At 47.5% G+C, this 21,184-nt stretch carries 14 protein-coding genes; 11 read left to right on the top strand and 3 right to left on the bottom strand.

Going from position 1 to position 21,184, the window contains the following annotated elements:
- The first annotated feature begins 42 nt into the window (after positions 1–42).
- Genes Nant_RS17805 through Nant_RS17815 form a run of 3 tightly spaced genes read left to right on the top strand, consistent with a single transcriptional unit; the run spans position 43 to position 10,514 of the window.
- Positions 43–7,059, top strand: a complete 7,017-nt coding sequence (locus Nant_RS17805; protein ID WP_054342972.1) for a DUF4347 domain-containing protein — start codon at positions 43–45, stop codon at positions 7,057–7,059.
- Positions 7,060–7,068: 9 nt separating this feature from the next.
- Entirely contained in the window at positions 7,069–8,409 is a 1,341-nt protein-coding gene (locus Nant_RS17810; protein ID WP_054342973.1) for an efflux RND transporter periplasmic adaptor subunit, read from the top strand.
- Positions 8,403–10,514 (top strand): site-2 protease family protein, encoded by a 2,112-nt coding sequence (locus Nant_RS17815; RefSeq protein ID WP_054342974.1) that lies wholly within the window; start codon positions 8,403–8,405, stop codon positions 10,512–10,514. The genes Nant_RS17810 and Nant_RS17815 overlap by 7 nt, the downstream gene beginning before the upstream one ends.
- A gap of 120 nt (positions 10,515–10,634) precedes the next feature.
- Here Nant_RS17815 and Nant_RS17820 read toward each other — a convergent pair whose 3' ends face one another.
- From Nant_RS17820 to Nant_RS17830, 3 genes are read right to left on the bottom strand one after another with little or no spacing between them, the layout of a single operon-like run.
- On the bottom strand, positions 10,635–11,702 hold the full coding sequence (locus tag Nant_RS17820) for an ABC transporter substrate-binding protein (protein WP_054342975.1): 1,068 nt from the start codon (positions 11,700–11,702) through the stop codon (positions 10,635–10,637).
- A complete protein-coding gene (locus Nant_RS17825) occupies positions 11,699–13,081 on the bottom strand; it encodes a sensor histidine kinase (RefSeq protein WP_054342976.1) in 1,383 nt (460 codons plus the stop codon). Before Nant_RS17825 ends, Nant_RS17820 begins: the two co-directional genes overlap by 4 nt.
- Positions 13,074–13,742, bottom strand: coding sequence for a response regulator transcription factor (locus tag Nant_RS17830; protein WP_054342977.1), 669 nt, complete (start codon positions 13,740–13,742; stop codon positions 13,074–13,076). Before Nant_RS17830 ends, Nant_RS17825 begins: the two co-directional genes overlap by 8 nt.
- Before the next feature lie 165 nt (positions 13,743–13,907).
- Here Nant_RS17830 and Nant_RS17835 point away from each other — a divergent pair, with 165 nt between their 5' ends.
- The 8 genes from Nant_RS17835 to Nant_RS17865 all read left to right on the top strand — a co-directional run bounded on the left by Nant_RS17835 (position 13,908) and on the right by Nant_RS17865 (position 21,134).
- Positions 13,908–14,885 (top strand): Bug family tripartite tricarboxylate transporter substrate binding protein, encoded by a 978-nt coding sequence (locus Nant_RS17835; protein WP_054342978.1) that lies wholly within the window; start codon positions 13,908–13,910, stop codon positions 14,883–14,885.
- Between the two features lie 9 nt (positions 14,886–14,894).
- Positions 14,895–15,335 (top strand): tripartite tricarboxylate transporter TctB family protein, encoded by a 441-nt coding sequence (locus Nant_RS17840; protein ID WP_054342979.1) that lies wholly within the window; start codon positions 14,895–14,897, stop codon positions 15,333–15,335.
- Between the two features lie 11 nt (positions 15,336–15,346).
- Positions 15,347–16,879: a tripartite tricarboxylate transporter permease gene (locus Nant_RS17845; RefSeq protein WP_054342980.1), complete on the top strand. Its 1,533-nt coding sequence runs from the start codon at positions 15,347–15,349 to the stop codon at positions 16,877–16,879.
- 77 nt (positions 16,880–16,956) lie between these two features.
- Entirely contained in the window at positions 16,957–17,964 is a 1,008-nt protein-coding gene (locus Nant_RS17850) for an AbrB family transcriptional regulator (protein WP_054342981.1), read from the top strand.
- A gap of 153 nt (positions 17,965–18,117) precedes the next feature.
- A complete protein-coding gene (locus Nant_RS21770; protein WP_054342982.1) occupies positions 18,118–18,324 on the top strand; it encodes an RNA methyltransferase in 207 nt (68 codons plus the stop codon).
- 9 nt (positions 18,325–18,333) lie between these two features.
- Entirely contained in the window at positions 18,334–18,546 is a 213-nt protein-coding gene (locus Nant_RS21775) for a TrmH family RNA methyltransferase (protein WP_274378342.1), read from the top strand.
- A gap of 16 nt (positions 18,547–18,562) precedes the next feature.
- Positions 18,563–18,865 carry a hypothetical protein gene (locus tag Nant_RS17860; RefSeq protein WP_054342983.1) on the top strand — a complete coding sequence of 101 codons (303 nt, stop codon included), beginning with the start codon at positions 18,563–18,565 and terminating at the stop codon, positions 18,863–18,865.
- 94 nt (positions 18,866–18,959) lie between these two features.
- A complete protein-coding gene (locus Nant_RS17865) occupies positions 18,960–21,134 on the top strand; it encodes an exonuclease domain-containing protein (RefSeq protein ID WP_054342984.1) in 2,175 nt (724 codons plus the stop codon).
- The last annotated feature ends 50 nt before the right edge of the window (positions 21,135–21,184 follow it).

Here is a 21,184-nt window from a genome sequence, read left to right on the forward strand (position 1 = left end):
TCTAAACAGGCCGCGCGCCTGTGCTATGGAAGGATTTAGATCATGAAAAACAAGACCCTCAATACCCCGCTCCATTGTCGTCGTAAACCGTTAATTATGGCTCTCGAGCCGCGCATCTTGCTTGATGGTGCGGCGGTAGCAACGACGGCGGAAATGACCACGGATGTTGCTTATCAGGATGATTCTGCACAGACGGACACGGTCGAACAAAGTGTTCACTTTGCAGCACCGGCACCAACGGTAGCAGATGCAGGCAACCGTCGAGAAGTCGCGTTTGTTGATACGGCAGTCGAAGACTACCAGAGTCTGGTGGATGGTTTGGGTGAGGGTGTCGAGATTATCCTGATTGATGGCAACGAAAATGGCCTGGAGCAGATGGTTACGGCGTTACAAGGTGAGACTGGCATTGATGCTATTCATCTGTTTTCACACGGTGATGTGGGCGAACTGAAACTGGGTACCCTGACCCTGAATGATGAGAATTTGCAGGCTAACGCTGAGCTGCTTTCTACGCTCGGCGAGTCGTTGAGCGAAGCCGGCGATTTGATGCTTTACGGCTGCTATGTGGGTGCTGACAATACAGGGCGCGATTTTGTCGACTCTGTGGCATCACTGACGCAGGCCGATGTAGCGGCCTCTGAAGACTTGACCGGTGCTGAAAGTCTGGGTGGGGATTGGGACTTGGAGGCCAGTAGTGGGGTGATTGAAACGCAGAATCTCAGCGTTTCAGGATATGAGCATTCATTGGTGATTTCTGGCTGGAATGATCAGTCTTACACCGAACAGCAGGGCGAAATTGCACTTGGAAACGGTATTTCGATCACCGGAGGAGATAACTACGGTACGGGCTATATCCAGTTTGAGGTTACCAACGGTAAACAGGTAGAAGATATTCTAAGTCTCGACAGCTCTAATAACCCAAGTATTGAAGATCAAGTTTCGCTGCAAGGCAGCGATGTTTATATAGGCCAAGGAGCTGGTAAAGCTCTGCTCAAAATAGGAAGCATTGATAACTACCTCAATGGGCAGGCTGGCCGTACGTTGCGGATCAATTTTGATAATGCAACGATCCCGGGCACCAACCCTGTTTTGAATGGAGATTTTTCAAGCCCATTCAGCGCCGGCTGGAATGCGTATACATCTACTGTGGATTTGGGTGTTACCAGTTTTACTTTCAGCAACGGCAGGACTTGGGTGATACCAGAGCTAGCTACGAGTGATTATCCGTCCCAAACTCCCGGCCGCGATGATAACGACCTCAACGGTACAAGCTACGGCACTTATGATAACGGCATTGTGCAGATAGATGGCAATCGCTTGCGTCTTGAAGAGTCCCGTTTGACCACCAGCGGATACGGAGTGGTGCATGGCCCCGCAGCTTACAGTGATGTGTTTGCGGCCACCAAGGATATGGTGCTGCAGTTTGACTGGGAGGCCAACAACATTGGTGATGACTACCATGTGGCTGCCTATTTAATGAATGTCGATACGGGGAATGCAGAGCTGGTCTTTACTGACTACGGCACCCGTGGTACAGGTACCGAATTTATTTCTGTTTCAGCGGATGGTAATTATAGTTTTGTCTTCGTCTCAGGGACGTTCGATAAGACCGGTGGTAGGTTGGCCGGCGCATCCATGTATATCGATAATATTCGCGTTGAAGAGGCCGCTATAACCGATGAAGTGCTGACAAATATGTTGCTTCAGGTGAAGTATAAGAATGACTCTGATAACCCTTCAACCTCTAAAGTGGTTACGCTAACCGCTAAGAATATTAATAACATAATACAAACTGATAATATGACTCTGACCGTTACCCCGGTCAATGATCCTTCGTCACTAGCGGGCAATGCGCAACTACCGACAATTATGGAAGACCAAGCCAGTAATGACGGCCGGTCGGTATCCCAGCTGTTTGGTTCACTATTCTCAGATGTGGATAATGGCGATACGCTGGGCGGTGTGTTTATTACAGCAAACCCATTGGCAGGAGATGCAACGGATGGTGTTTGGGAATACCAGGTAGCGGGCAGTTCAACCTGGCATGATGTCGGTTCTGTAAGTGAAACAGGGGGGCTTCTGCTGGCGGCTGATACCCTTATTCGATTTAACCCGGCTACTGATTATAATGGTACACCGGATTCGCTCAGCTTACGGGGTGTTGATCAGACGCTTGCAGGCATTGCTGCAACTACCGATGGCGCTCGTGGGGAGTACAACACAACAGCGGCACCGGCTAGCTCGGGCCTGAGTACTCAAACTAGAACACTGTCGATTAATGTTACATCAGTAAACGATATTCCGGAGTTCACCAACAACGAAAACAGCACAACGCTGACTGAGACCAGCGGTGCGGATTCTAATGTGAGTGACTTGACGGTTTCGCCGGGAGATGTGTTAACGGGAGTGCTAAGTGTTGATGACATCGAAACTGATGCTAACCTGCTGGCTCTGGTCATCCGAGGTGGCGTTGAAACAAGCCTTGATTCTGGCGTATGGCAGCTGTCCGGTCGTTACGGCACACTGGAACTGGATACAACCAACAATAATACATGGACCTACACACCCGATAAATGGGATGCCATCAATGCGTTGCGGGCAGGTCAGGTTGTCACGGATACCTTCCAGTTCAAGGTCAGTGATAGTGATGGCGGCCTCGCTTTACAAGACTTTATTATTACCCTCAACGGTGTAAATGATACGCCGCTCGTTGTTAATGCGCTGGCTGGCCAGTCTTTCGCAGACGATGGTAGCTGGACCTGGCAAATACCCGCCAACACGTTTACCGATGCTGAAGGAACCGGCTTGGCCTATACCGCGTGGGTGACACACGAAAGTGGCGTTGGGGTGACGCCATATCAAATTACAGTCGTCAATGGCGTCGAAGATGGCAGTGCGGCTGACTGGCTGACTTTTGATGCCAGTTCACGCACTTTAAGTGGTGACCCGACCGCTACCTGGGCAGATAAGAACCTTACCATCGAAATTCGGGCAGATGACGGGCTCGTAGAGGTAAGCAACTCCTTCACATTAGACTTGACCGGTACTGCCAACAATCAGCCGCCGGTTGTGGCTAATGAAATGACATGGACATCGATTGATGCTCAGGATACATCCTGGGAACTACAGATTCCAGGCAACACTTTTAGTGATGCTGACAGTCCGTCTGGTTTGAGCTATTCGGCTAATATTATCGAGACAAATGGCACACGTACCTCAATTGACGGTTCCACGTTCCCCGGCCTGATTTTCGATAGCAACACTGGCAAGTTGTCTGGCGACGGTACACTACAGGATCTCCTTATCGAGATTGTAGCTACTGATGATAAAGAAGCAGGGTACTCCAACGGAACGGCTTCAACTCAGTTCCAACTGGGCGTTTATGATTCTACGGGTGTTGATGGAACACCAGCGACAACAGTAACCCCTAACGTTAATGGTATCACTGGTTTGCTGATTGATGGCGCCGGTAGTGGTCGCTATACGCTACCCGCCAATGCTTTTGATATTGTGGCATCTGCCAGCAATACAGTCACCTATGCCGCACAACTTAGTAGCGCTGGGGGGCTGCCGGCCTGGCTGACCTTCGATGCTGCAACGGGTGCTTTCACTGGTAATCCGCCGCAGGGTAGCGCTGGTCTGTCCATCGAAGTAACGGCAACTGTTGACGATGGAGTCTCGCCGGTTACCTCCGGTGCGTTGGCACTCTCGTTGCAAGTGACTAACCCTAATGATCCTATAGTGTTGATTACATCACCGCTGGATGACCAGACTGTTACGGCGGGGTCTCTATTAGGCCTGACATTTGCGGCACCGTTCACGGATCCTGATGGTGTGTTATCAGGCTCAGTGAGCAATGCAGGGGTTCCGCAAGTGGATGGCATCACCTACGAGGCCTTTGTAGTTGATGAAAACGGAGTCGAGAGGCCGGTTGATGACTTTGGTCTCGCACTGGATCAGAATGCTGGTGACTTGACGCTGAACGGTAACCTGCCGGGTGGCTATGCCTATTTGAATATTCTGCTAAGAGGCACTGAAGTGGACGGGGGCACTACCCAGACAGCAACTTTCACCCTGTTCCTCAATGACCCCGCAGCTAGTGGCGATCAGGATGTAGCAGCTTATAGCGCCAACGATGCAGGTGTGGTGACGGTAGCGGGTACACCGACCCAGGGACAAACATTAACAGTATCCACCGTGGATGATGACGGGCTTACCAATAATGCGCCGAGCTATCAGTGGCAGGTTTCATCAGACAGTGGCACGACCTGGCAGGATATCGCACGCTCTCAGGCTCAGACTGCTTCCTTACAGCTAACTCAAAGCGAAGCTGGCAAACAGGTGCGTGTTCAGTCGTTCTATACTGACGACAGCGGCGTATTTGAAAGCCCATTTTCAACTGCCGTATCTGTTGCTGATGTAGATGATGCTGGCGCGATTACTATCGCCGGGTCGCCGACCGTTGGTAGCGTCCTGTCCTCGACACTAAGCGATGCAGATGGCCTGACACAGGCCGATCCTGATTATCAATGGCAGGTATCCACCAATGAAGGTGTCAGTTGGAGCAATGTTGCGGGTGCAACTTTTAGTACCTATCAGGTGACGTCTAACGAAGGTGGTCGTCAGGTTCGAGTGCAGGCAACTTACTCGGATGATATGGCTAATAATGAGACGGTAACGTCTGCTGCGCACACGATACAACTTGGTGCTGTAGCACCTGTGGCAGTGAATGACAGCGCTAGTGTGACAGAGGCTGGAGGTGTCAATAACGCCACACCTGCTGCAACCCCGGTCGCCGGCAATGTATTGACGAACGATACTGATGAGAACGTCGGAGATACGTTGAGTATTGCCAATCTCCGAGTCGGTTTGATTGAAGGCTTCGGTTTTGAAGCAACAAAGGTTTCAAGTGACTTTCAACTGTCCGGACTATACGGTCAAATTGTGATGAATTCCGTTGATGGCAGCTTTATCTACACACTGGATGAAAGTAACTCTGCTGTTCAAGCGCTTGCACTAGCAGGGACTTTGACCGAATCTTTCAATTACTCGGTCAAGGATTCGACTGAACTATTCGATGTGGGAGTGCTATCCATCACGATCAACGGCTCCAATGATGCGCCTGAGGTTGTTGTATCTACTGCTGATGATGTTGACGAGGCTGTGGATGGGGCTGCGCAGTCTATTTTATTGACAGGCACCGTGGCGTTTGATGATGTAGATGCTGGTGACCAAGTTGATATTCTTTCTGCAAGTAACGTTGATATGGCATGGAGCGGCGGTTCTTTATCTACTGACCTGCTAGCACTGCTGTGGAGTGGCTTGTCGGTAAACGAAACCGACTTGTCCGCGCCTGGTCGTATCGGCTGGGCTTATGACGTTTCTAATGCGGATCTGGACTTCCTGGCGACAGGCGAAACCATCACCTTTAGTTATGACATCACGGTGACTGACTCGGCAGGTGCCACTGTAACTGATACCTTAATGTTCACCATCAATGGCAGCAACGATACGCCGACTGTGCAGGTCTCGACAGCCTCAGATTACACCGAGGCGTTAGACGGCAGCGCTCAGTCATTGATGCAAACCGGTACAGTGTCTTTTGATGATGCTGATCAGAACAATGTACTGGTCGGCATTAGCAACGCATCCAATAATGATATCGTCTGGAAGCGAAACAATAATAGCGATGTAGTCAGTGGTCTGCCGGCTGGCTTAGCAGCACAGCTTGTGAGTGCGTTCAGTACCAGTGTTGATGATGCGGCCAATCATGGTCAGATCGCTTGGGAGTTTGATGCCAACGCACTAGATCTGGATTTCCTTAACAAAGACGACACAATAACCTTCAGCTATGCGGTCACAGTGAATGATGAACAGAATGCGCATAGCTCTGCAACAATAGGGTTCACGATTGTTGGTACTAACGATGCGCCGGAAGTGACATCGCGTCAACTTATAGATGACGAGACTATCGTGCAGATGGGCGATGATTACATACTGGATATAAGCACTCTTTTCAGCGATAAGGATTCTGTTCAGAGTCGTGAAGATTTAGATTTTCTGATAGAAGGGCTTCCCGACGGATTAAGTTATGATGCGCAAACCGGCGTTATATCCGGTGCCTCACGTGAGTCTGGAAAGTTCATAATTACTATGACGGCTATCGATACCGAAGATGCCAGGGTTACCAGGAGTTTCGAGCTGACCGTGACGGCAGTCGTTCAAGATGATAGCGGTACATCGGTGGCAGACACTACCCCACCACCGCCACCAGAGTCTGATACACAGCCGGTAGAAAGTCCCCTTTCTGGTATGCCTGATGGTTTGGTGAATGAGGATGGCTCGGCAGATCCGACAGACACCAGTGGCTATATCAATAGCGAATCAGCTACCCCTCCTGTTGATTCGGTGGTGGATGCGGCATCTGATTCAGGTGTTGCTAATGGCCTGGTAAATGAAGGCAATGATGCAGGAAAGGCCTCTGAGCAGGTGATTTTGGCCAAAGAGGGTGTTCTGGTCGTTGAAAGTAGATCTCTGGATGGCAAGACGAGTGTGCGGGCATCGGTGGATGTCAATGTCAATGATTCAGGTGAAGTCGTCTTCAGTGACACTCAGCAGGAAGCCTTTGGCGTGGTTTCTCTGGCGGTGGTTAGTATTGAGCAAACAGCTGATAATGAGCTATTTATCAATGTTAAGGATACAAGTCCCAGTGCCAGTGCTCAACGTTATAGTGGCACGCTTGGCAGTGGTGAAAGCTTGCCTGGCTGGCTGACCGTTGATCCCGCTACAGGTTCGATGACCATTCTTAACCCGCCGGCTGGACAGAAAGAAGTTGTTGTGCGTATTCAGACGATCGATGCTGACGGGAAGGTCCGGATGCTAGAGCTTAAACTGGATCTGGAAGAACTCCTCAAGCGTAACCAGGCTGATAATGATAAGACGGTTGAGACTATTAAACCGCAGACCACTTTCGTTCCTTTAGCAGACCAGCTCGAAGCGGAGCTAGTCGATAGAGATCAATATGGTAATAAGCTTATGGCATTACTGCATTCAGCATAAGGAAATATTGTGAGTGAAATTGTTGCATCCCTTTTGGGGTTGGAACAACAATTGCGCAAGGCTTCAGACCTTGCGCAATTGTTTTATACGCTGGTCAATCAGACACATCGTTGTGTCCCTTATACTCAGGCGATATTGTTAGTTGGGAAAAATTTGGAGCATACACAGATAGTGGCTGCTTCCGATATTCCAACGGTGGACTACACCTCTCCCTTTATCAGTTGGGCTGAAAGGCTCAGTAAAGAGCTTATCAGGTCAGAAAAATCATCAGCCCAGCAAGTGATGGCGGCAGATGATGTTAGTGATGATTTGGCGGTTGAGTGGCGAGACTTAGGATTGCCCAGCTTTCTTTTGTGGCAGCCGTTACCGGTGGAAGCGCTTGATAATGAGCCTGCCGGAGCGCTGTTATTGTTTCGCGAGCAGCGCTGGTCTGAGGCAGAGTACGGGGTCAGTCAGCACCTTGGAGGCAGTGCCGGGCACGCGCTATTTGCTTTACGCCGGCAGCAACCATTGCAGGGGTTTTTGCCTCGCTTGCGGCAACGCAAAATGTTGGTTATCTACTGTGTTGTTGCGGCGCTGGTGTTGATTATGCCGGTGAGGCTGAGTACGTTGGCTCCGGCTGAGGTTATTCCTAAAAATCCCTATGTAGTCGCGGCGCCTATTGATGGTGCGGTTGAAGAAGTAACCGTGTCTCCTAATCAGCTTATCAAAAAAGGCGATTTGCTGGCACGCCTGGAAACTAATGAGCTAAAAAGTGAGGAAGCGATTGCTAATCAGGCGCTGTTTGTCGCACAGGCGGAACTGAAAACCGTTCAGCAAAGTGGTTTTATGGATCCGCGTGAGAAAGCGCGTCTTGCTGAACTCGAAGCCCAAGTGCAATTGAAATCTGTGCAATGGCAATATCTGCGCGAGCGTTTGTCTCGGGCGCATATTCTATCGGACATTTCAGGGGTAGCGGTGTTAGGTGATCCGGGTGAATGGAAAGGCCGGCCGGTTAAAACCGGAGAGCGTATCTTACTGGTTGCTGATCCTGCGCAGGTTGAATTTGAAGTTCTGTTACCGGTCAAAGATTCAATTTCACTCTTGCCTGGCGCAGATGTGCGCGTATTTCTGGATAATGACCCTATGCGAGCCTGGTCTGCCCAACTAAAACATGCCGCGTATGAGCCGCGTACCACCCCTGATCAGCAGATGGCTTATAGGTTGGTTGTTAGTCTTTCATCTCATGAGGGGCCTCCACCCCGGATCGGATTGCGTGGGGCCGCTAAAATATATGGCGAGCGGGTGAGTCTTTTCTTTTACCTCTTCCGACGACCTGTTACCAGTCTCAGGCAGTGGGCAGGGTGGTAGAGGCTCGTTTACCCGCCCTTAGGCAGGACCTGAAATTATTACCGGGTTCACATGATGAGGACGGTGCTCCTCGTTGGCTACTTTATGATGGTGTTCGTAACCGTTACTTTACTCTGGCCTTGTCGGCACTCGACCTGATCAAGCACTGGCAGCCGGGAGTTACCGCTGAGGAAATGTCAGCGTATCTGGGTAGTCGGGCGCTTGAGTGTGAGGCGATTGAGATACGAGCGTTTGCGGATTTTTTGATTTCAAATAATCTGGTGATTGCTCGCTCAGAGGGCGCTTCTGATTATTTCGCGAAACAGAAACGTGATAGCCAAAAAAGTCTCTGGCGATGGTTGCTGCACAATTATCTTTTCGTGCGTATACCGCTGGTTCGCCCAGACCCGCTACTGGCTAAAATTGCTCCCAGGCTTTCCTGGCTGTTTAGCTCTGTGGTGCACTGGACGATATTGTTTTTGGGTTTGCTGGGTGCCTTGCTGGTATTAAGGCAATGGGACAGTTTTACGTCTACTTTTCTCTACTTTTTTAGTCTTGAGGGTATGTTGCTGTATGCGCTGACACTGGTTGTCGTTAAAAGTGCGCACGAACTTGGGCATGCGTTGGTTTCTCAACGGCTTGGGTGCAGGGTAGCCTCGATGGGCGTCGCTTTTCTCGTCATGTTTCCTGTGCTGTACACCGATACTACGGATGCCTGGAAGCTTCGCTCGAAAAGAGATAGGTTACGGATTGTTACGGCGGGGGTTAGAACGGAGCTTTATCTGGCGTTACTCGCAACGTTTCTGTGGGGGATTTTGCCTGATGGTGCGTGGCGCAGTGCTGCTTTTTTTGTTGCCACGACCAGTTGGATTACTTCCGTATTAGTGAATATAAGTCCATTTCTGCGTTTTGATGGCTATTACGCATTCTCTGATCTGATCGGTATCGAAAACCTTCAGCAGCGATCGTTTGCGTTGGGCCGGTGGCGAATGCGGCGCTGGCTCTGGGGTATCAATGATCCGCTACCTGAGCCACTTCCAAGGCCTCGGGCACGGCTGCTTATCGCTTATGCCTGGTGTACATGGGTCTACCGTCTATTTCTTTTCCTTGGTATCGCATTGCTGGTTTACCATTTCTTTTTCAAAGTATTAGGTATTCTGCTTTTCGTTGTCGAGATTCTCTGGTTCATTGTAATGCCTATAGTCAAAGAGCTTAAAGTCTGGCGAGAGCGTCACGCTGATTTTCATTTTACTCCACTGCGTTTTCTGGCCTGGTCATTGCCTGTGATTGTTTTGGTTTTAGGAATACTACCTCTGTCAACGGAGGTGCCTGTTTCGGCTGTCATTAAGGTTGATCGTTTTCAATATATGTTTGTACCGGAACCGGCGCAGGTTGCCGAGCTGCATGTGAGTGCCGGCGATCGTGTGGAGGCTGGTGATTTTTTACTACGCCTGAAAGCGCCCGCCTTGGAAAATGCCATGCTGCAAATTAGGGAGGAGCTGCAGTTAGCTGAACTCAGACTGGCTCGATTGGCCGCTTCTCCTCAAGAAAAAGCGGAACAGGCGAACAATCGTGAGCGCATAAGGCAGCTACAGTTAAGGCTTGCCGCGCTTGAGCTAAGGCAGCAGTTGCTGGGTGTTAGGGCTCCGTTCGCCGGTTTTATTTCTGCACTTGAAATACTTCGGCCTGATCAATGGGTTGGAAAAGATCAGTTGTTATTAACATTGGTAGACCCCGCAACACTTAAAGTGGAAGGTTTTGTCAGTGAGCAGGACCTTAATCTGTTGTCGATAGGCAGTCCGGGTGTCTTTATCAGTAACTCAGGAGAAGATCCTGCACTGCCGGTTGTTCTTGAGCAGATTGATGTGAGCGCTATCGCATCACTTCCTTATCCAGAGCTGGGTTCCGATACGGGCGGTTCAATGGCTGTTCGTCAGGTAGATAAAAGACTTATTCCTGAAACAGCACATTATCGGATCAGCGTCAGGCTTGATAGCTACCCTGCTAAAGATAGGGCGCTTCTACGCCAACCAGGTATTCTGCTACTGGAAGGGAAGAAACAGAGCTGGTTATGGAAGCAAGGTCAGCGGATTCTTGCGATTGCACTCAGGGAATCAAGTTTTTGATATGGAATATTCTTAATCATAAATGAAGCTGGGATGGATGTAGCCTTAATGTTTATGCCTTTACTAAGTACGCGTCCGATGGAAAAGATGATGCTTGTTCAGTGCTGCGAGCCAGTGTGTTTACGGTACAACCACATCATACATAATTGCGTTGTTCCACTCATTGATAAATCGTTGTTGTTTTAGTTGGTCAAGATAAACCATGAGCGCCGGGCCCAGTGGGATGGGTTTAAAGCGCAGTGGGTAGGCTTGTTGTAAGGCGCTGGCAGTGAATTTTCCTTGCGCTTTTGGGTGCAATGCAATCAGGCTGCTGTCTTGGGCGATAATTTTCTGGCCTTCCAGTGACAGCAGAAACCGTAAAAAGGCTTTGGCGTTTTCTGGATGGGCTGCGTGTTTAGTAATAAAGGCGACCCGACTCATGACGAGTGTGTAATCTTGCGGGTAAATAATGCCTAAGTTTGGTTCATTGTGAGCGTATCTCATCGCATACGAACCTAATAAATTATAGCCAAACAGTGCGTCACCAGAGGCTATTTGTTGAATGATTTCGCTTGTGCAGCAGTAAAGCTGGGTCATTACCCGGCCTAAATTCTCTTTGAGTCGGCTGCTGATACTGGAGTTGATTTCATCTTGTGAAGCAAATAGATAGCCCACTCCGGATAAACGGATATCGTAAGTAGCAATATTGTGCATAAAGAAACTGTCGTTATTACGAATCGCCAGCGCCAGATCCTCATGAGTCTGAGGTATAGGTTTTCCTTCGAAGGCCGTTTTATTATAAACCATGACAACGGGTTCGTAGGTGAAACCGAATGCCTCATCTCGCCAGTTAGCCCAATCAGGAAGTGCTTCGGTCACCGGATCGTTGAATGCCTGGGCATAGCCATCGTTTACCAGTTTTATTTGCAAATCCATGGCGGAGCTTATGACCAGGTCAGGCATCTGCTCTTTGGGTATGTGTTGGATTGTTTGGAATAATTCACTGGTTTGGAATTCTTTATATTCAACGCGGGTCGTCGGCGCAATGAGTTGAAAGGCATCAATGATTGGCTGTATGGCATCAGTATCGGTTGCGCTGTAAATAATTAACGACGTGGATTCTGATGATGGATTTTTTACGCTGGAAAGTGTCGGTAAGGCAAGCAGTGACGCCAGAACGAAGAGCCATAGCCTGAAAGTTATTTTCATAGAGGAGTACCGGGTAATCGGATGAATACGCGAAGCCCACCATGGGGACTGCGATCGAGTTTCAGAGTGCCTTGGTGTGCCTGAATAACGGTTTCAACAATAGCAAGACCAAGTCCGGATCCAGATATGGCCGGGTTTAGACATGAAAACCGTTGCAGCGCCTGACGGCGCTGATGTGGTGCAATGCCGGGCCCGCTGTCATCAATAATGATCTCTATTGTCTGCTCATCGATGCGGCCTAAAGTAATATCAATCTGGTTGTTATCAGGCCCGTAACGCACGGCGTTGTCTAGCAGGTTTTTAAGAGCTTCTTTGAGGCTGATTTTATCACCCGGCAGTTGGATAGGCTGATCTGCGGCTGTGTAGGAAAACTCGATATCAGTGTGGGCATAATCTCTGACGACTTCTGTTAATAATTCTTCTACCAGGGTGTTGAGCTTAATTTTTTGTGGTGTAAGACTGTCGCTGCGATGAGTCACCAACGCATGTGCCAGCAGTTGGTTGGTAAGTCGGGTAAGCTTCTGGTATTCATGGCGAATTTTTATTAATCGCGATTTTAGCTCGTGAGAGTCTGTGGTTTGTAATGCGATATCCAGCTGCCCCTGCAAACCTCCCAAGCTGCTGCGAATCTGGTGTGAAGCATCGGCAATAAAAATTTTCATTGTGGTGAGATTGGTCAGTAATTGCTGCTGATAATCATTGATGGCATCCACAAGCGGCGCTACTTCCTGAATGGGTGTGTTCTGTAATGGTTGGCGATTATTGAAGGGTTGCGCATGCAGGTTATTAGAGATAATACTTAAGGGTTGCAGAGCTCGCCTTACGCCAAGCCACACCAGTAGCAAGGTCAATAAGAGAATGCCAAATAAGGTGGCAAGAGCACTGTAAAAAATTTCATCAGCCAGTTCAGTTCTGGCTCGACGTGTTTGCCCTAATTTAATCACGACCCAGCCATTGGCAATCGGTGCTGTCAGGTGTTTACTTTGAATAACCCAGCTGACTGCCTCTCCTTTGTAGTAGGCATTGTAAAATTCGGGGCGGCTAGTGGGATGATAACCTGTTGGCGCCGGTGTTTGCTGGTGGCCCGTGAGATGCTGGCCTCGATGATCAAGGACTTCGTAAAAGACTTTGTCGTCGGGTGCAAGTTCAAGTATAGATAATGCGGCATAGGGTAGATCAAGATCAATCTGAGCGTCACGTACTGTGATGCGTTCGATAATCGACAAGCTGGCACTATTGAGTAACCGGTTAAAAGAAATATCGGCCGCGCGTTTGGCGTAATCCCACACCCCCGCACTCAGTACAACAAAGACGATAATCATTAATAAAGCGGTACGTATTATCAGTTGATGTTGTAGTGAGTAGCCGCGTTTAGTCATGAATGTGGCCCAGATAACCCAGTCCACGAATGGTTTTAATACGCAATGAAGAGTCGCTGAGTTTTTTGCGTAGGCGTGTCAGTGTTTGCTCAATGGCATTTGGGGTATAGGCTTCGTCAAAGGTATAGAGGCGATTCGCTATTTCTTCTTTGGTAAGAACACGATCGAGATTTTTTAAAAATAATTCTAATAGCTGAAGTTCGCGGAGTCGAAGTTCAACCGGCTCATGGTTGACTGTGATCTGGTGAGTCGCCAAATTCAAAATCAAGTTGCCACAGATCATAATGTTGCTGGCTTCGCCGCGTTCACGGCGTAATAGCGCCCGACAGCGCGCTGCCAGTTCCCTGAAATCGACCGGTTTGACCATGTAATCATCGGCACCCAGATCAAGAGCGCTGACGCGATCATCAATTTCGGCGCGGGCGGTGAGGATTAGTACCGGAATCGTATTGCCTTTGTGGCGTAACGATTGCAGTAATTGGTAGCCACTTCGTCCGGGCAGGTTGATATCAAGAATCAGTAAATCAAAGTCATCCCATGACAGATTTTTTTGAGCCTGTTCGACCGAAATAGTCCAGTCCAGTGGATGACCGATCTGGCGAAAGTATTCTTGTGTGGCGTCGGCCAGAGCTTCGTTGTCTTCTATAAGGAGTATGCGCATAGCGCTAAGAATATCGGGAGATAATTAAACAGCAAGTTATTTATTACCTATTTATGTCCATATATTGTTGCTGTCAGGCGGGTGTCAGTTAAAAGGACTATCTTTTATCTGCGCGCTCCAAGCGCTAATAAAACTAACAACAAAAAATCAATTCTGGAGAGCCTTATGAAGTTTAAACTTCCTACACTAGTCCTTGCTGCTGGTCTGGCAACGGCTATGAATGCGGCAGCATTCGAACCTTCCAAACCTGAATGTATCGCACCCGCCAAACCCGGCGGAGGTTTTGATTTAACCTGTCGTATTATCTCTAACGGTTTCAAAGAGGCGGGTCTTACGGATATCCCTATGGCCGTTAAATTTATGCCAGGTGGTGTGGGTGCTGTTGCTTATAACCATATTAATGCCAACCGTCGTGATGATGGTAATGCGCTAGTCGCTTTTAGTTCGGGTTCTCTGTTGAATATTGCACAGGGTAAATTCGGCAAAAACCTCGATGAAAATTCAGCGCGTTGGGTTGGCGCTGCGGGTGTCGACTACGGTGCGGTTATTGTGAGCGCTGATGCGCCATGGAACACGCTGGCTGAACTGGTTGCTGCTGTAAAAGCGGATCCCACTAAATATGTGGTCGGTGCGGGTGGTGGTGTCGGTAGTCAGGATTGGATGAAAGCCGCCATTTTGATGAAGTCGTCGGGTGTCGATCCTAAATCGATGCGTTATGTGGCTTATGAAGGGGGTGGTGAAGCGACAGCTGCATTGATGGGTGGGCATATTCAAATTTACCCAGGCGATGTGGGCGAAATGGTCGGTCAGGTGGCTGCCGGGAAATTAAAAATGCTGGCTGTGATGGCTCCCGAACGTCTGGAAGGCGAGTTTGCTCAAATTCCAACGGCAAAAGAGCAGGGTTTTGATGCAGAGTGGACGATTTTGCGCGGCTATTATCTGGGACCAGACGTATCGGATGATGCTTATAATTACTGGGCTGGTCAGTTTGAAAAAGCTTATGCAAGTGATGCTTTCCTCAAAGCGGTTCATGAAAAAGGCTTAATTCCTTTAAAAATGTCAGGCAAGACGTTTGATACTTATGTAAAAAGTCGCGTAGTTTATATGCGCGAATTAGCGACTGAAGCTGGCTTAATTAAGTGAGATTAGCAAATGTATGACCGTCTTTTTGCGGGTATATTGCTGCTGCTGTCCGGCCTGATGGTCTGGACAGCCCTTCAGCTCGAAGTACCCTTTCAATACGAACCACTGGGCCCTAAAGCTTTTCCGGTCATGCTAGGTAGTCTGATGTCGATGGCTGCGATCTGGTTATTTATCAAACCAGACAGTAATAGCTGGCATCCGACAAAAGAGATCGTGAAAAAACTAGTGGCTGGTTTAGTGCTCCTGGTTATCTACGCTGCGCTATTTGAACGTGCGGGCTTTATTATCGCTACCTTTGTTGTGGGTAGCGTATTTAGCTGGTTGTTTGGCGAAACGCCGAAAAGAGCCGGTATTTATGCAGTGGTGATGAGTGTCGTCAGCTATTTTCTGATGGCATCGTTACTGCAACTTAATGTTCCTTCCGGCACCTGGTGGGCTGGTCTTTTTTAGGGAGTTAACCCATGGATGTTCTTAGTCATCTGGCGACCGGTTTTTCGGTAGCCCTGCTCCCGCTTAATATTTTTTTGGTTTTGATGGGATGTTTTATTGGCACATTGATTGGCTCCCTACCGGGTATCGGTCCAATTAATGGCGTCGCGATTTTATTACCGCTGGCTTATGCATTGGGCTTGCCGCCTGAGTCTGCTTTGATTCTGTTAGCGGGGGTGTATTACGGCGCTGAATACGGTGGTCGGATATCCAGTATTTTACTGAATGTACCCGGTGATGCGGGCGCGATTATGACCACGCTTGATGGTTACCCTCTCTCACGTAAAGGTGAGGGCGGTCGTGCATTAGCTCTGTCAGCAGTGAGTTCGTTTGCAGGCAGTATAGGCGCATTGATTCTAATGGTGTTTACCGCACCTATGCTAAGCCAGTTGGCCATCAAATTCGGGCCGTCTGAATATGTTTGGTTAATGGTTTTTGCCTTTACCTGTTTGGCTACTATGGTCGGTTCCCGGCCTATTAAAACGTTAGTCGGTGTCGTGATTGGCTTGCTGTTAGCTACGGTAGGTGTCGATTCGGGTACCGGTGTGTTGCGCTTTACCATGGGTATTCCTAACTTTTTTGATGGAGTAGATTTTCTGGTAGTAGTGATCGGCATGTTTGCGATCAGTGAAGTCTTTGTCTTGCTTGAATCCTGGGCGCTTAATGACTTGAAAATCACACCTATCGGTAAGAGTTTTGTCAGCATGGCTGATATGATGCATGTTAAATGGGTCGTATTACGCTCGACATTGATGGGGTTCCTGATTGGCGTTCTGCCAGGCACAGGGGCTTCTATTGCCAGTGCGGTTGCTTACGGTATCGAAAAACGATTTGCCGTCGGTGATAAAGAACATAAAGAACATTTTGGTGAAGGTGATATTCGTGGCCTTGCAGCACCAGAAGCCGCCAATAATGCATCAGCTGTAGGTGCGATGGTGCCGATGCTGACACTGGGTATTCCGGGAAGTGGCACAACCGCTATTTTGCTGGGTGCACTGATGATGTTTAATATCACACCGGGGCCTCTCTTGTTTGAACAGCGGCCTGATATTGTCTGGGGTCTGATAGCTTCAATGTTTGTCGGTAACATTGCGTTATTGGTTATGAACTTACCTATGATCGGGATTTTCGTCCGTTTGTTATCGATTCGTCAGTCGTATCTGGTACCCGTGATCGTGATGCTCACCTTTATCGGTATTTACTCGATCCACGGCGATAGTTTCGACCTGTACTTTATGATTTTACTGGGCGTGATCGGATTTTTGCTACGCAAGCTACACTTTTCACTGGCACCGGTTATTTTAGGCTTGGTGTTAGGCGAAGTAATGGAAGAAAATTTGCGTCGTGCACTTTCTATTAGTGGCGGTGATTGGTCGATATTGTTTAATGGCCCGATTACTTATGGTTTAGCTGCTGCGACAGTCTTGGCCATATTTGTGCCATTAATGGTGGGTTCTCTGAAGAAACGTAAAGCGTTGGCGAACATGGCTGATATGGAAGATTAAAGTTAGACGTTGCCGCCTGCTGTGCAGGCGGCACTTTTAGGGTGGCTTCGGTTACCCTTTTTTTGGATTAAATTATCATGTGGCTAGTCATTCGTACCTTGTTGATTGGCGTGATGGGCTCGCTGATTGCGCATTGGATCGGTTTGCCGTCAGCTTGGCTGATTGGTGCATTAATAGCAGTAGTCTCTGTTGCTGTAGGCGGTGTGCAGGTTGCCATGCCTGCATCAACATCATCTGTTGTCAGTCTTTTTTTAGGCATTTCGGTGGCGCTAAATATCGATGCCGAACTGGTTAGTCAATTAATTAACTGGAGCCGTTCCGCGATATTAATGTGTTTTATGATGGCTGCACTGCTGTTTGTTATGTATCGCTACTATGCGCGTTTGCCGGGTTGGCGCAAAGAAGAGGCACTGTTTTGTGCGGTGCCAGGCAACTTGGCGATTATGCTATCAATGGCGTCTGAAGCAAATGCTAATGTGCGACGTATCGCGCTGATCCATAGTGTCCGGTTAGTGTTTCTGGTGTTTTTGGTTCCTCTGTTTCTTCCGTTGGCCGAGCGAGAAGTATCGTGGCGCGGCTTTTATATTGAACGTCCGGAGCAAATGCTCCTGACACTGTTATTGGCGCTGATACTTGGTTTGTTGTTACAAAAAGTACGGGTTCCTGCGTCGATGCTGGTGGGCGGTATTCTTGCTACATTGATTCTTAAATTTAGCTTTGATTGGCACTGGCGTTTCCCTGATATGGTGATGCTCACCTTGCTGGTGTTTCTTGGTTGCGCTATTGCTTCGCGTTTTAATGGTCTGGTGTTGAGAGAAGTAGTTCCCGAACTAAAAGCGGCGACAGGTGGTTTGATTATTACGCTGGTTATTTCAAGTAGTTTTGCGGCGGCGTTGCATTTTTATGCGAATATCCCGTGGACACAAGCGATGCTGGCTTATGCGCCGGGTGGTATGGAAGTGATGATTGCGATTGCTATGAATCAGAATGTTGATGCTTTGTTTGTCGCGACGCACCAAATGTTTAGGATGTTGATGATGAGCATGATGATACCGGCGCTGATGTTATTAATTAAACGCCGTTGATCGATTGCCATCAGGTGCTTAATCAGTCATCTGTTTAAGACACGTACTCAGTAAAAATGAGGAAATCTCCTTAATCACGGATCAACTATTTTAAGCAGTCCTCTCTTCATTTTTCTTTAAAATAGCCCATCCGATAAAATGTTGAGCAGTGCAATGACCCCAGAACATAAACAGAAACTGATTTCTACGCTTGAACGGCGTCAGCCTGATCTGCATTTGATCGCGGATCAGGTGCATAAACCGAGAAACCTTGCCGCACTTATTCGCAACTGTGATGCGGTGGGTATTCTTTATGCGCATACCGTGACGCCTAAGCTTGGCTATGATTTCAGAGGTACGGCTAAGGGTAGCAATCGTTGAGTTAAAACGATTAATCATGACAGTTGTGAAGAGGCTATTCAGCAGCTTAAATCGCAGGGTATGAAAGTTTATGCGGCGCATTTTTCCGAGCGAGCCATTTATTACCGGGATGTGGATTACACGCTTCCGTGTGCCATTCTGATGGGGTCTGAAAAAGACGGTGTGAGTCAGTCGGGCGCTGATTTAGATGTTGGTGACGAAGTTAACTTGTCAGTACCATGATAAGTTGGGCGCATTGATGATCGGTTCACTTCCAAGAAAGACAGGTTTTGGTCTATGCCCCTTGTGCGAGCGCGAAACATTTCTTAACTTTCATCATTTGATTCCAAAGAAAATGCATCGTCGTATGTATTTCAAAAAACACTACAGCAAACCTGAACTTGCTGCAGGTATTAATATCTGTCGGCAATGCCACAACGGCCTACATAAACGTTTTACCGAAATGGAGCTGGCTAAAAAACTTAACACCCTAGCCGCTATCCAAAATCAGCCTGCGTTGTCAGAGTATTTTAAATGGGTTAGCAGACAAAAAGTCCAATAAAGAGGGCCTAAATCAGAACAAGGGCTGTATATATAAACAGTTATTTAGTATGCTCATCTTCAAGATGATGACGTTTAAATAGAGCACACAGCCATTGCGATCTTTACCTACATTCTATTATTTGAGCCATTTTCATGAGTTTTTAAAATTTGTGATGGGCCCGTGTGGGGTACTATTAAATAATACGGATAAACAATTTATCCAAGATTTTATGGCGTTATCGAAACCACAACAATGCCTGATTGTTCGTTTTATTAACCGTAAATCTATATTTGTTAAACCAACATCTTATGCCTACGAAGAGGTTGAAGATATTGCTGGTAATTTTAAATTTTTATTTCAGGAACGATGGTTTAAGCCCCTAGAATCAAACAATGTAAGCGCGTTTGTTGAGCATCTCACCAAAGATGAGATCATTCAAATTATCGACGAATTGAATGATACCGGTTTTAATGAAAAGCCCGCATTGATATATAAAAAATCACAAGCTAAATCGATATTAGTGACCTGTATTTTAGAGTCATCTAAGGTTGATGCCGTAGTCACAACCAGCGTTGCTCAGTCTTATTGGCAAGGCAATTTTGAAACACATATTAGCTACTTCCTTTATTTGTACTTTGGCAATTTCCGTTCAAAATTGAATCAATTTTCCATGCGTGATCTGGGTGTAATGCGCACTCGAAAGGAGCAGGCGCAAGTAATGGCAAGGTTCGCTGACATTGACAGCGCTAAATCTGCTTTTGCCTTGCACTTTCTATTAAATGAATTGCGGACACAGCGTCAGTCGCTGAATCGCTCGCTTATTGTAAACCATCTTGAAAGCTTACCCCGCCCGATAGGTGCTAAAGCAAATGAGCTAGAAGCTAAAATAAAATTTTTACTGGCTTGCGAGCTGCTCAAAGAAGATGCAACTCGTGCCATTGATGTTTTAAAAACAATTAACACTGATGTTGCGCAAGAAAAATGGGCCCGCGAAGCATATAAACTAGGTTTAACAGACGAGGTTGAAGCCGAACTGAATCGTATCATCGACGAACCATTGTCTGAGGATTTATTGGCTTTTGCAGAAGACTTTTTGGCGCGTAAATATCATAAAAAGCGCACCAGCATACTCACCGATATGTTGCGTGAGAACAGTCAAACTCTGTTCATTGATGAAATGCATAAAGGCGCAGTTGAGTGTGGAGTCGTCGCTTATTATGAGCAACGAGAGTGCAAAGCCTATCGGACCGAAAATGAGATATGGCGAGAGTTATTTGGCTTATATTTCTGGCATGAAATATTCGAGCTAGAGGGGTTAGGCTTAACTAACGAGTTTGAGCATGTACCGTTATCACTTAACACTAATCAGTTTTATGAGCTCGCCTCAGACTATATTGAAATGCGGTTTAAGAGCACGGATTCTAAAGCGAAATTGATTCAACAACTCTCTCTGTCGGCAGCAACATACTATGGCCAGGGCAATATTATATTTAGATGGCGCAAAAATATATTAGAGCGCCTTATTTTGCTTATTAATCACAGTAATCTAGACGCGCTACTCTCACTACTGAAAGCCATGACTCAGGACTGGAAAAATTTGAGCGATGGATTTCCCGATTTAATGCTGATTGAAAATGAAAAGCTGCGTTTTGAAGAAGTTAAATCAGAAGGCGATCAACTGCGTCGCAATCAACTCCTCAGTATTCAAAAACTTCAAAGCGTGGGCTTTGATGTCCGTATTACTAATGTAAATTGGACTATTGACCCAATGCAGCCTTATGCGGTTATTGACATAGAGACAACCGGCGGCAGGGCGCAACAGCATCGTATTACCGAGGTCGGTATTGTTAAAATGATTGGGGGCGAAGTCGTGGCGCAGTGGCAATCTTTAATTAATCCCCAGCGACACATCCCACAAAATATCACAGCACTCACGGGTATTAATAACGACATGGTCGCTGATGCACCATTATTTTCTGAAGTAGCAGATGATATCGACGAGTTCACTAACGGATGTGTATTTGTCGCACACAATGTTAATTTCGATTATGGCTTCATAAAAGAGGAGTTTAATCGCTTAGAACGTCATTATCGACGACCAAAGCTTTGCACAGTAAGAGAAATGCGAAAGCATTTTAAAGGCTTACCCTCTTATTCTTTGGCAAACCTTACGAGGCATTTTGGTATTGATATGCAGCGTCATCATCGCGCAATGTCAGATGCTATTGCTGCGGGTGAATTGTTAAACATGGTGAACGAAAAACGGCTTAACGATAATAAAAGCTGATCCAATTCATTCATGGAAACGTAGAGAATTTATAACAATTGATTCGCTGC

Source organism: Neptunomonas antarctica (assembly GCF_001305295.1).
Taxonomy (GTDB): Bacteria; Pseudomonadota; Gammaproteobacteria; order Pseudomonadales; family Balneatricaceae; genus Neptunomonas; species Neptunomonas antarctica.

Bases quoted from the DNA above. Each gene is read 5' to 3' on its own strand.
- Nant_RS17850 (WP_054342981.1), top strand. From the start codon at position 16,957: ATGTGGCTAGTCATTCGTACCTTGTTGATTGGCGTGATGGGCTCGCTG.
- Nant_RS17805 (WP_054342972.1), top strand. From the start codon at position 43: ATGAAAAACAAGACCCTCAATACCCCGCTCCATTGTCGTCGTAAACCG.
- Nant_RS17820 (WP_054342975.1), bottom strand. From the start codon at position 11,702: ATGAAAATAACTTTCAGGCTATGGCTCTTCGTTCTGGCGTCACTGCTT.
- Nant_RS17840 (WP_054342979.1), top strand. From the start codon at position 14,895: ATGTATGACCGTCTTTTTGCGGGTATATTGCTGCTGCTGTCCGGCCTG.
- Nant_RS21770 (WP_054342982.1), top strand. From the start codon at position 18,118: ATGACCCCAGAACATAAACAGAAACTGATTTCTACGCTTGAACGGCGT.
- Nant_RS17825 (WP_054342976.1), bottom strand. From the start codon at position 13,081: ATGACTAAACGCGGCTACTCACTACAACATCAACTGATAATACGTACC.
- Nant_RS17845 (WP_054342980.1), top strand. From the start codon at position 15,347: ATGGATGTTCTTAGTCATCTGGCGACCGGTTTTTCGGTAGCCCTGCTC.
- Nant_RS17860 (WP_054342983.1), top strand. From the start codon at position 18,563: ATGATCGGTTCACTTCCAAGAAAGACAGGTTTTGGTCTATGCCCCTTG.
- Nant_RS17830 (WP_054342977.1), bottom strand. From the start codon at position 13,742: ATGCGCATACTCCTTATAGAAGACAACGAAGCTCTGGCCGACGCCACA.
- Nant_RS17835 (WP_054342978.1), top strand. From the start codon at position 13,908: ATGAAGTTTAAACTTCCTACACTAGTCCTTGCTGCTGGTCTGGCAACG.